Origin of the sequence: Clostridium sp. LS (genome assembly GCF_002760435.1) — a bacterium.
Classification (GTDB): Bacteria; Bacillota; Clostridia; order Clostridiales; family Clostridiaceae; genus Clostridium.
This window is the reverse complement of record NZ_AUUU01000123.1, coordinates 1-10,451: the sequence shown is the minus strand read 5'-3', so window position 1 is coordinate 10,451 and position 10,451 is coordinate 1. Positions and strand designations below refer to the sequence as shown.

Annotated in this window: 10 protein-coding genes and 1 pseudogene; 2 read left to right on the top strand and 9 right to left on the bottom strand. The window is 31.1% G+C overall.

Annotation, left to right across the window (positions count from 1 at the left end; genetic code table 11):
- Positions 1 to 181 precede the first annotated feature (181 nt).
- Positions 182 to 505 (bottom strand): annotated as a pseudogene (locus tag COL3_RS23020) (TIGR03943 family protein); the annotation flags it as partial.
- Positions 506 to 570: 65 nt separating this feature from the next.
- Here COL3_RS23020 and COL3_RS23015 point away from each other — a divergent pair.
- Positions 571 to 1,431, top strand: coding sequence for an ABC transporter substrate-binding protein (locus COL3_RS23015; protein ID WP_008419953.1), 861 nt, complete (start codon positions 571 to 573; stop codon positions 1,429 to 1,431).
- A gap of 241 nt (positions 1,432 to 1,672) precedes the next feature.
- On the opposite strand, the gene COL3_RS23010 is transcribed toward COL3_RS23015, so the two are convergent.
- The 4 genes from COL3_RS23010 to COL3_RS22995 all read right to left on the bottom strand — a co-directional run bounded on the left by COL3_RS23010 (position 1,673) and on the right by COL3_RS22995 (position 6,135).
- Positions 1,673 to 2,401 carry an ABC transporter ATP-binding protein gene (locus COL3_RS23010; RefSeq protein WP_008419956.1) on the bottom strand — a complete coding sequence of 243 codons (729 nt, stop codon included), beginning with the start codon at positions 2,399 to 2,401 and terminating at the stop codon, positions 1,673 to 1,675.
- Positions 2,402 to 2,405: 4 nt separating this feature from the next.
- Positions 2,406 to 3,200: an energy-coupling factor transporter transmembrane component T gene (locus tag COL3_RS23005; RefSeq protein ID WP_008419958.1), complete on the bottom strand. Its 795-nt coding sequence runs from the start codon at positions 3,198 to 3,200 to the stop codon at positions 2,406 to 2,408.
- 35 nt (positions 3,201 to 3,235) lie between these two features.
- On the bottom strand, positions 3,236 to 4,225 hold the full coding sequence (gene cbiM, locus COL3_RS23000) for a cobalt transporter CbiM (RefSeq protein WP_008419960.1): 990 nt from the start codon (positions 4,223 to 4,225) through the stop codon (positions 3,236 to 3,238).
- Positions 4,226 to 4,809: 584 nt separating this feature from the next.
- A complete protein-coding gene (locus tag COL3_RS22995) occupies positions 4,810 to 6,135 on the bottom strand; it encodes an IS30 family transposase (protein WP_008419962.1) in 1,326 nt (441 codons plus the stop codon).
- 213 nt (positions 6,136 to 6,348) lie between these two features.
- Here COL3_RS22995 and COL3_RS22990 point away from each other — a divergent pair, with 213 nt between their 5' ends.
- Positions 6,349 to 6,801, top strand: coding sequence for a DUF3842 family protein (locus COL3_RS22990; protein WP_242982173.1), 453 nt, complete (start codon positions 6,349 to 6,351; stop codon positions 6,799 to 6,801).
- A gap of 266 nt (positions 6,802 to 7,067) precedes the next feature.
- Here the strand turns inward: COL3_RS22990 and COL3_RS22985 are convergent, their stop codons facing one another.
- The 4 genes from COL3_RS22985 to cbiQ form a co-directional block, all read right to left on the bottom strand.
- Entirely contained in the window at positions 7,068 to 7,391 is a 324-nt protein-coding gene (locus tag COL3_RS22985) for a cobalt transport protein CbiN (protein ID WP_008419966.1), read from the bottom strand.
- Positions 7,391 to 8,143 (bottom strand): energy-coupling factor ABC transporter permease, encoded by a 753-nt coding sequence (locus tag COL3_RS22980; RefSeq protein WP_008419968.1) that lies wholly within the window; start codon positions 8,141 to 8,143, stop codon positions 7,391 to 7,393. The genes COL3_RS22985 and COL3_RS22980 overlap by 1 nt, the downstream gene beginning before the upstream one ends.
- Before the next feature lie 247 nt (positions 8,144 to 8,390).
- A complete protein-coding gene (locus COL3_RS22975) occupies positions 8,391 to 9,221 on the bottom strand; it encodes an energy-coupling factor ABC transporter ATP-binding protein (RefSeq protein WP_008419970.1) in 831 nt (276 codons plus the stop codon).
- A 12-nt stretch (positions 9,222 to 9,233) separates the two neighbouring features.
- Positions 9,234 to 10,136: a cobalt ECF transporter T component CbiQ gene (gene cbiQ / locus COL3_RS22970; protein ID WP_008419972.1), complete on the bottom strand. Its 903-nt coding sequence runs from the start codon at positions 10,134 to 10,136 to the stop codon at positions 9,234 to 9,236.
- Positions 10,137 to 10,451 lie beyond the last annotated feature (315 nt).

Below are 10,451 nucleotides of genomic sequence, written 5' to 3'. Positions count from 1 at the left end.
GGTTGGATAATAACAAGCGTAATAATCGGATTAAATGCAGTTCTTTTATATTTAACCTTTACGGGCAATGTTTAAATGTATTTGGTAAAAATTTCATTAAGAATATAAGCAGTAGTGAAAATTACGCTACTGCTTATATTTTCTATTGGGCACATTTTAAATATATATTTTCCAACGTTTTTTAAAATGGATATACATATAAAGTATCAGGATTAGGATCTTTTTCTAAATGTTCAACTACTATAAGAATATCTACCTCACCTTTGAAAGTATCTTTCTTAATTTTTCCTTTTATTTTTATCAAAGTGTCGCTATCACAAATCTCCAAATTATTACTGTCGCATCTAATTCCTGCAATCTGCATATCAGCTGCACAACAGACCATCATAAATCTTCCTATTATATATTCATTTTCTTTTAATTCTTTATCTTTATATACAAATCCTGTTATCTCTATTTCTTTTCCTTCATATTTATCTGGGTTTCCTAGAATCTCATCAAGGTTGAATTACTTCTGCTGAATAATTTCACTTTAAATAATGATAATATTATCAAGGAGTGATTTAATATATGCAAATATATAAAAAATTATTGATTTTTATTATTGTTATTATGAACTGTTTTGAATTAGTAATCTGCAATGCTCAAACACAAAATACTGAAAAAACAAAAGATAGATTAGAAGTAATAAGAGAAAAAGGTATTTTAACTGTTGCTTCATCAAATGATATTCCATTTTCTTATATAGATCCTAAAACAAAAAATTTTACTGGAATTGATGCAGAAATTATAACGGAAGTCGCAAAAAGATTAGGTATTAATAAAGTTCAAATGAAGCAAGTTCCATTTCAAGATTTATTAACTGAACTAAATAGTGATAATGAAATAGACGTAGTCGCGGATGGAATGTATGTAACGGATGAACGTAAAAAAGAAGCATTATTTACGAATATATGGTATAAAGAATCTGAAGCTATAATTACTCCTAAGGTTTCAAAAATTGTTTTTAAGGAAGATCTGAAAAATGCAGTAGTTGGGGCACAGACTGGAACAGTTTTTTTAGAATTGGCTCAAAAATTACAAAAAGAAGGATTAATAAAAAGCGTAGTTCCCTTTGAAGATCAGGCCACATTCTTATCAGCAGTAAGTACAGGAAAAGTAGATGCTGGTATAACTGATTCCATTCTTGCATCATACATAATATCACATAATAATAATAATTTATATTTAACAATATTGCCACCAACTAACTATATTCCAGAAGCTCCAGGAAAAATAGCAGCTGCAGTTAGAAAAAGTGATACTGCCTTAGCAAATACAATAAATCAAAAAATTGATGAAATGAAAGAAGATAAAACAATTGCTGAAATTCTAAAAAAATACGGTTTGAATGAATCTTATTTTGTTTCAGTTAAAGATGGTCATATTTAACTGAAACAAAATAAACCAAAAACAGTAGTTAGATTTCTGGCTACGGCTATAAAATAATAAAAGTGGTAACTAAGATTATACTACTCTTGAACATATCTGTTGAACTTGTATAAATTTTTCATACTTCTCTATTACATATTCTTTATTTGATTTTTATAATCACCTTTTAAATCCCTTTCCATATTGAGAGAGAAGAAAAGTAACTCTTTACTACAGAGAAAAATTGTAACCTTTTTTAATCCTATATAATATTATTATCATATAAGAATTCACTATCATTCATTATTTCATCATAAGTACCATTTCTAATAATTGTATGATTACTTGAAAACACTACTGCTCTTTTAAATACTCCATCTACATATTCAAAATCATGGGTAGAACATAAAATAGTTTTTCCTGCATTATTTATAGCTATCATAAATTCTTTTAGGAACCTCTTAGTTTTAGGATCAAGCCCATTCATAGGTTCATCAAATATATAAACATCAGGATTTAAAACTACTACTGACGCTATAGATACCTTTTTCTTTTCTCCACCACTCAAATGATATGGCTGTCTATTTCTTAATTCTTCAATTTTTAATAGTTTCAAAGTATCTTCTACTCTTTTTTTAACTTCTTCTTCATCCATTCCCATCTGCCTTGGTCCAAATGCAATTTCATCATAAACATTCGAGCAAAACAGCTGTACATCTGAGTTTTGAAAAACAAAACCTATTTTTTTATGAAAAGCCTTTGAGAACTCTTCATTTTGCATTTTTTTATTATTAATTTCTTCACCTTCAAAGAAATAACTTCCGCTATCAGCTATTATTAATCCATTAATCAATTTCATTAACGTAGACTTTCCGCTTCCATTTACACCTATTAAAGCAATAGATTCACCTTCATCAATATGTAAATTAACATTTTTTAATGCAGTAACTTCAGCATCATATGAATAAGAAACATTCTTTATATCAATCATTAAATCACAACCTATCAAAATAAAAATATGCTAACACAAACACTATATTAAGTATAATGCAAATATAATCAGCTAACTTAAATTTAAATTTCGTATATACTTTATATGTTCCTGTAAAACCTCTAGATTCCATGGCTCCATACATTTCTTCTGCCATTTCCTTAGACTTTATAAACATAGTTCCTACAATTCCGGAAAGTGCAGTACTTTTATTATTGTTTCTACCTACAGACCTTAATTTAAGTGCATAAACCATACTTAATGAAAATTCACCTAAAATTATTATGTATTTTATTGTAATATCAAGTACAAAAATAAATGTATCTGATATTTTAAATATTTTTAAAGCAATTATTAATTCATTCCATTGAGTGGTGCAAGTTAATATACTAACAGAAGCAACAGAAACTAAAACTTTTAATGTGATCATTAAAGTATTATTACCATATCCTAAAAAAATAGATGGTAATAATATCACAAATGTGAAAATTGCTGCAGCCAAACTTGCTTTGACAACATATTTTATTTCTCTTATACTTAAAAAATTTATTAACACAAGTATAAATACATTTGCAATTAAAACGAAATGAAAACTTCTGCTCAATGAAACAAAAATAATTAGTATAAGTACTGATATTAATTTAGTTAAGGGATTAATTCCAAATTTAACTGCCCTTAGTTTGGTTTGCTGCCTAAACCTAGAAAGCACATTAAATATAGATAGAATGCTCTTATCTATAAAAGCATTCTTATCTTTTAGGGGTGTGTAATTGTCTTTTTTCAAAAGCCATTCTGGCATTAATAACTTCCTCTCTTATAACGTATATTAATCATTTATGCTTTTGTTGCCTTTTTCATACTTGCAATTATTCTAAATACTAATAGCAGTATTGCAACCCCTGCAACTGCTGATAAAATATATCCAAAGCTATCTGGAAGTCCTGAAACAGAATAATCCGGCATTAATGCACTAAAGCTAAATCCATTTTCCATACCTTTTGGTACAAATCCCAAAGCATTGCCACCTGTAATTACAGAACTTATCTCGTCAGGTCCCCATTCTCCCCAAGCTGTACCTGTAGCTAATAATCCTAAAGGTGATAAACATATTAAAGCTATTATTAACCCATATACTGGTTTTACTTTTGTAGCAGATCCTTCATAAATAATTCCAGGTGAAACTTTTTTAATAAAGCCTAAAACTCCAACAGTTATAATCCCCTCTAATACTCCTGCAACTACAAGATGAGGAATAAGCATAGACGGTATAGTAATTGACAAAGGATAAGGACAATATAATGGTATACCTGCCGCATCTTTAAAAAGTAATGGCTGTATTCCAAATTCTATTGCCGCACAAAAAGCTGCCACATTTATCCCAATATATGAGGCAATAAAAGTCCCAATATATTCTCCTTTATCTGTTTTGAATTTCTCTCTTAAGAACTTATAAATATAATAACCAACAAATGGGATGACAAATGCCATATTAAAGCAATTGGCTCCAAATGCTAAAATACCACCATCTCCAAATAATAATGCCTGGATTAAAAGTGCTATTGTCACTGAAATGCATGCTGCTTCAGGTCCTAAAAGAATAGCCAGTAACGTTCCTCCTACAGCATGTCCAGTAGTTCCACCTGGTAACGGAACATTAAACATCATTGTTAAAAATGATAGTGATGCACCTATACCCATAAGTGGCATTTTCTTTTTAGTTACCTCCTTTTTAACTTTTTTTACTGCTCTTGTCCAAACTGGAACCATCGCCGCACCCATAACTGCACAGGTTGCTGGACTTAGATAGTTATCTGGAATGTGCATTTTAATTCCTCCTTTAAATTTTAATAAAAAACAAAACCACAAAAACTGACTACAAAATAAAGTAATCAACCTTCGTGGTTATTAATCATGATTAATATATTAATTAAATTTTTCAAAAATCGCATACCCTCGTGATATACAAATTCATAATACTATACTATTCCAAAGTTGTAAATATTAAATTATTCTTCAATACATGTTACAAATGAATTTAATCTACTTACAGCTGTATATTTAGTCTAACAGTTCTTTGTCCTTTACATACCCTTTATTTCAAAATTAATTCTAAATTAAGAAATTTATTCATAAATTTTCAGTAGTATTTATATTATTAAAACGTTATTAAAACGTTAAGTGAAAAGTTAAATTCGTGATTTATATAAGTCGTTGAAAATGCAAGTCTTAAGTCGCTTTAGTTACTCTTTACGGAGCAGAAAGGAACAATTATAATAGTGTTAAGATGGCTGTTAACCTATTTTTTTGCATGGTAAACAGACATCTAAAATATAGTGCAAAACTAAATTCCACATGCCGTTCTTTTGCAAGATTAAGTTCGTAGCAGTGGATTCCACATGTGCTAAATGTTATTTAAGCAGCGTTGGCTTCAGTGTGACCTCATCTGGAGTAATTTCCACCAGCTTGAGGAGTTTGTGCAACTTGTTATTTAAAAGCATTAGGGATAGTTTAAACGGGGTGCAGCCGTTTAGGCTGTCCCTTGCTTCACTGTTAATATGATTCATTAAAATAGTCGCATCTTTCTGTGTATATGAATCTAGACTATGCCCCTTTGGGATTACATATCGTATGTATTCATGATTCTTTTCTATCATTCCTTTTTGCCAAGAGCTGTTCGGATTGCAATAATAAATTTTTGTACGAATTTCGCCGCCTGCATCGCATTCCAGACGTTTTGGAAACTGAAATTCAGTGCCGTTATCAGTCAGAATGACTGGAAAAAGCTCGTTAAATATTTTGATTCCAAGCTTTTCAGAAAGTAGATCAAGCACCTCAATTACACACTCTTGAGTTTTTTCAGCAAGTGCAAAAATTAGCATTAGAGAACAGTTGCGGAAAAGCATAGTTAAAAAGACTTGTTTGCTATTCCCACGACCGCCCTCCACAGTGTCCATTTCTACAACCTGAGATTCTGGTTTAGTTTTAAGTAGGGTAGAAAAGTCGTCATAAGTGCGACCTATACGAAATTCCCTTGCAGAAAGGCTAATCCTTGTACCTTTTTTACGTTCCTTACATTTGTAGCGTACACGACGTCTTAAATCAATGTTCTTAGCGGAAAAAACACCTTTATCGATATAGTTGTAAAGCGTCCTGCGGCAGCAAGGTATTTCGTGACCGTGATGGGCATAAATATGAGCGAGTGATTGTCCTTGTTTAAGCAAAGGTGAAATTATATTATCTAGTATAGCGATATCAGCTGAAGATTGATTAATTCCGTCTCTGCATGAAATTAAAAGCTCCTGAGAGGCCATATCAGCCTGTTGCGCAGAATAAAGTGCGTGTTGAAGTGTACACCTTTTAATCTTTTGGCAACCGTTGCAGACATAAGGAGCTTTTTGAATTTTAGGACATACTTTTATAGTGTAATCAGGACAAAGTTCTTTACAGTCTGCTTCGCGGGACGGATTATAGCAGCTCTTGCAAAGTTTAACGCAATCCTTTCTTTCACATAAGAAGCGAATCTGACAGCTTTTTTTGAGGGCACATGGAAGCTTTGCTTTAGCTCCATCTCTCTCAGGAAAATAACGATATTTTTTAACTTCTTTTGCAACAGTGCTAGGATGTTTTTTTATCTTTCTAGCGATAGTAGCAAAGGATTCACCGTCTAATAAACCTTTTTCAATCATAATGCGTTGAGTTGTTGTTAGATGTTTACAATCATAATTCTTATTCACTATAATTACCTCCAATAATATTAGAGGAATCCACTTACATATAAATTGTATCACCTTGTATCAAAAAATAGTGCAAGACTAAAGTCATTAATCAAGAATTTAGTATTGCAATCAAGAAGTTACTTTTTCATTTTAGGAAACGTTATTAAAAAGTACTTGACTTAGAGTTAACTTAAAGGTATAGAATAGTATCATATACAAGATAGCAAAAAAATGCAAGATGAAAAAGGAATGATCATTAATATGAAAATTGCAGTAATAGATGCACAAGGTGCAGGTCTTGGTCAAAACATCATAAAAAGGATTCGTAGAGAAATAGGCAATAATGTTTATATTATTGCACTTGGCACAAACTCATTTGCTACCTCGAAAATGGTACAATCGGGTGCAAATATTGGTGTAAGTGGAGAAAGAGCAATCAGTTCATTTTGTAAGACAACTAAAATAGATAGCATAATAGGACCAATTGGAGTAATTTGTAGCGGAGGTATAAACGGAGAGATTACCCCTATGATTTCCAATGCAATATTTAATATGGATTGTACTAAATATATACTTCCATTACAAAAACATGGTATTTATATTCCTGGAACAAGAGATCTCCAAATTAAAGATTTAATTGAAGAAATTGTACTTGATATAAAAAATAATATAGAAAATTTCTAATCTGATATTAATATGTTAATTAATGGGCATTCCTATGATTAATATCCAATTAATGTATTCTTGCTTTTATACCATTTAACTATATATTTTAATTGCTGCAGAGCCATAACTTAACCTTCATTCTAAATTAATCTGTTAAATTCAATGGCTATCTTTTTTTATATGATAAAAGCCTTGTTCAATATACTACTGAACAAGGCTCTATCTTAGGCACTACATTTTTGCAGCACCATTTTCTCTTCTTAATTTTAATCATACAAAATATATTATTTGATTTTTTTCTTCTGATTTTCTATTTTATTTCTCTCTACAAATCTTCCCATTAAAAAGGCAATAACTCCAACTCCAATACCTGTTTGTACGCAGAAAAGTAAACTTTCTACCTCGCTTGGCAATTCCCCACCAATCCAAGTTTCCATAACTGGCTTAACCCAAGGTTTATACTCAGTACCTGTAATTTCTGAAACAACTTTACTTCCTGCATCATCTGATCCACCAAATTCAGCACCCTTTAATGTGAATAATGGTATAACAGCAATCAGTGCAGCGATAATTAATAAACTTATAACTGTTTTTCTAGTCTTTGACATTAATTTTCGCCTCCATTCACTAATTCAAGATCTTTTAATTCCGATTTTGCATATGTTTCAAGGCCAATAATAATAACAACGGTCAAAATACCTTCAATGATTGCTAGTGGAACCTGTGTTGGTGCGAATACTGCAAGAAATTTAGCTACAGATGCCATAATCCCACCATTTTCAGATGGATATGCAAGTGCAAGCTGAATACTTGTTATACAATAAGTAAATAAATCACCAATTGATGCCGCCAAGAAAATACCTACATACTTATTAACATTTAGAATTTTACATAATTTATAAATTCCATAAGAAAGAAATGGACCTGCAATAGCCATAGAAAATGTATTAGCACCAAGAGTAGTTAGACCACCATGAGCAAGCAGGATTGCTTGGAAAATAAGTACAATAATACCTAAAATAGCGACTGCACTTGGCCCAAATAAAATTGCACCAAGTCCACTACCAGTCATATGTGAGCAGCTTCCTGTTACTGATGGAATCTTTAATGATGAAAGTACGAAAACAAATGCGCCTGCCATAGCCAAAATAGTAATTGCTCTACGATGGTTAGATACTGTTTTCTTAATCGATAAATACCCTGCTACTAGGAATGGAATGCAGATAACACCCCACATAATGCAAAATTGTGGTGGAAGATACCCTTCCATAATGTGCATTGCATTTGCTGCTGGAGTTACTCCAAAAACTAAAGCAAATGCTGCCGCTAAAGCGACAATTCTTTTTTCTTTTTTATTCATTTTTCTCCCCCTCTGAACTTTTAATACTTATATCATTAAAAGCTAAATAATAAAATAACACTTTGTGTTAATTTTTAGCAAACTAAATTGTCTTTAATTAATTATGAATGTTGAATAATTTAAGTTCTTATATGCAGAAAAGTTCTGTATTGTAGCACAGCTACTCTTTTATGAGTGCTAAGTTCTTGGTTGTGCTAGCGCACTTTTTTTATATGTGAAATAATCTTATTTGCAGCATAGCTGCTTTTTATATAAGTGCAAGTATTTCTTTAAATTGCTGTATACTTTTAGGATAGATTTTTATATCTTTTAGAATATGTTTTTCTATAAGAGATTCATATACCTCTAGCATAGTTGGCTGTTTTAGATTTGCCTGCTTTAAGATTTCTTTGTTTTTAAATATTTCTAGAGGCGTTCCATCTGCAATAATTTTTCCTTCACAGAATACAAGCACTCTCTCAGCCCATCTATATGTAAAATCTACATCATGTGTCGAAATCAGCATTGTCTTCCCTTCAGAACCAAGCTTTAACAAAACCTCTTCTAACATCATTGCATTTAAAGGATCAAGCGCTGCTGTTGGTTCATCAAAAATAACAATTTCTGATTTCATGGCAATAATATCAGCAATACTAACACGTTTCTTTTCACCACCACTTAAATAATGAGGAGGACGATCCTTTAAATGAGAAATATTCATATATTCCAGTGCTTCATCAACACGTTTCAATACTTCTTCTTTGGGAAGTTTTAAATTCATTGGTCCGAATCCAACTTCAGCTCTAACTGTAGATGCAATAATTTGGTTGTCAGCATCTTGAAATACTATTCCGATGTTTTTTCTAAGTTCCTTCAAATTCTTTTTATTAATAACAGTATCTCTATAAATAATTTTCCCGTGCTCTGGGGTCAGTACACCATCCACATTCAAGAAAAATGTTGATTTGCCTGAGCCGTTAGAACCAATGACAGCTATTTTCTCACCTTCATAAATCTCCACGCTTACTCCATCTAATGCGGACTTTCCATTTCCGTAGGTATAATGAAGATCTTCAATTTTTAATATTAATTTTCTCATAATCGTTCCTTTCTATCTCGTAATACTCCAAAGCAAAATCAAAAAAATTATAAATACTACTGCAACAATAATCTGTATTAGCTCTACCTTTTTATCTTCCTCAAAAAATACGAGATCTCCATCATAGCATCGAGCCTCCATGGCATCATAATAAGCATTTGCTTTCTTAAGTGAAATAATAAGCATATTACTTGCGATCCTTCCAAATGTATAACAGGAAGTTTTAAAATCACAATAACCTTGACGTGATTTTGCAGAATTTTTCATTTTAGTAGAGACATCCATTAAAATAAATATATAACGATAGATAAGACTCATCAATTCTACAATAATCTTTGGTACATATGCCTTTCTAAGCACATAAATAATCTCAGAAGTTGGAGTTGACAATGTCATCATCTGTAAAGCACTGATTGCTGCAAAAATTTTCAAAATTAAAAAAGCCATTTTCTTAAGCTGTTCCTGAGATGTAAACAGATAAAAGAAACCAAGATGCAGGTTATACTGTCCTATTGGCTGTTTCGAAAAATCAATAGCAATAGTAAAAGTGCTAAGTAAAATAAAAGTAATCGGAATTGCCAGTATTGACACGTATTCAATTGCCGGAATTTTCCCTTTTATAACTGTCAGATATGCCATTGCAATTATTATTGCAGCAGACACATACGGATTGTCCAATACAATGCAAAAAACCAATGTCAAAATTGATAAATATACTTTAAATCCAGCATTCCACTGCCTGATTTTTGAAGCATATGCATAAAAATCAATTGAATATCCTTCCCCATGTTTATGTCCTATTTTATGATTATGATGATGTCCCCAATTCCTATGAGTATGCTCACTTTGATATTTCCATATAAAGAAAAATATAACCATCAGAAACATAGCACATAAAATAATAATTTTTTCCATATCACATCTCCTTTGAATTTTTATCTATATCAGCTTTTGTAAAAATCAATACTCAAAATTCGCCAGTTATATATGCAATCTATGCCTTAATATGTACATTTATTTGTTATATTCTAACTTTAATTTTTGTATAGTTTTTCTACAAAATAAAAAGTCCTTCTAACTAAAGTGTTAAAAAGACATAATAATAGAACATACTTACTCATATAAAATAAGTAAATAAATCTTCATTAAAACGCCCCCTCCATCACTCGTAGAGTTATTGGTGCAAAATATAGGCAGGTCTTCTGACTTAAGAATCATCATTTAAGTACG

What these genes read in the sequence shown, in the direction of transcription:
- cbiQ (WP_008419972.1), bottom strand. Translation starts at nt 10,136, where the DNA reads ATGGAAAAAATTATTATTTTATGTGCTATGTTTCTGATGGTTATATTT.
- COL3_RS22980 (WP_008419968.1), bottom strand. Translation starts at nt 8,143, where the DNA reads ATGAATAAAAAAGAAAAAAGAATTGTCGCTTTAGCGGCAGCATTTGCT.
- COL3_RS22975 (WP_008419970.1), bottom strand. Translation starts at nt 9,221, where the DNA reads ATGAGAAAATTAATATTAAAAATTGAAGATCTTCATTATACCTACGGA.
- COL3_RS22985 (WP_008419966.1), bottom strand. Translation starts at nt 7,391, where the DNA reads ATGTCAAAGACTAGAAAAACAGTTATAAGTTTATTAATTATCGCTGCA.
- COL3_RS22990 (WP_242982173.1), top strand. Translation starts at nt 6,349, where the DNA reads ATGCAAGATGAAAAAGGAATGATCATTAATATGAAAATTGCAGTAATA.
- COL3_RS23005 (WP_008419958.1), bottom strand. Translation starts at nt 3,200, where the DNA reads ATGCCAGAATGGCTTTTGAAAAAAGACAATTACACACCCCTAAAAGAT.
- COL3_RS23010 (WP_008419956.1), bottom strand. Translation starts at nt 2,401, where the DNA reads ATGATTGATATAAAGAATGTTTCTTATTCATATGATGCTGAAGTTACT.
- COL3_RS23015 (WP_008419953.1), top strand. Translation starts at nt 571, where the DNA reads ATGCAAATATATAAAAAATTATTGATTTTTATTATTGTTATTATGAAC.
- cbiM (WP_008419960.1), bottom strand. Translation starts at nt 4,225, where the DNA reads ATGCACATTCCAGATAACTATCTAAGTCCAGCAACCTGTGCAGTTATG.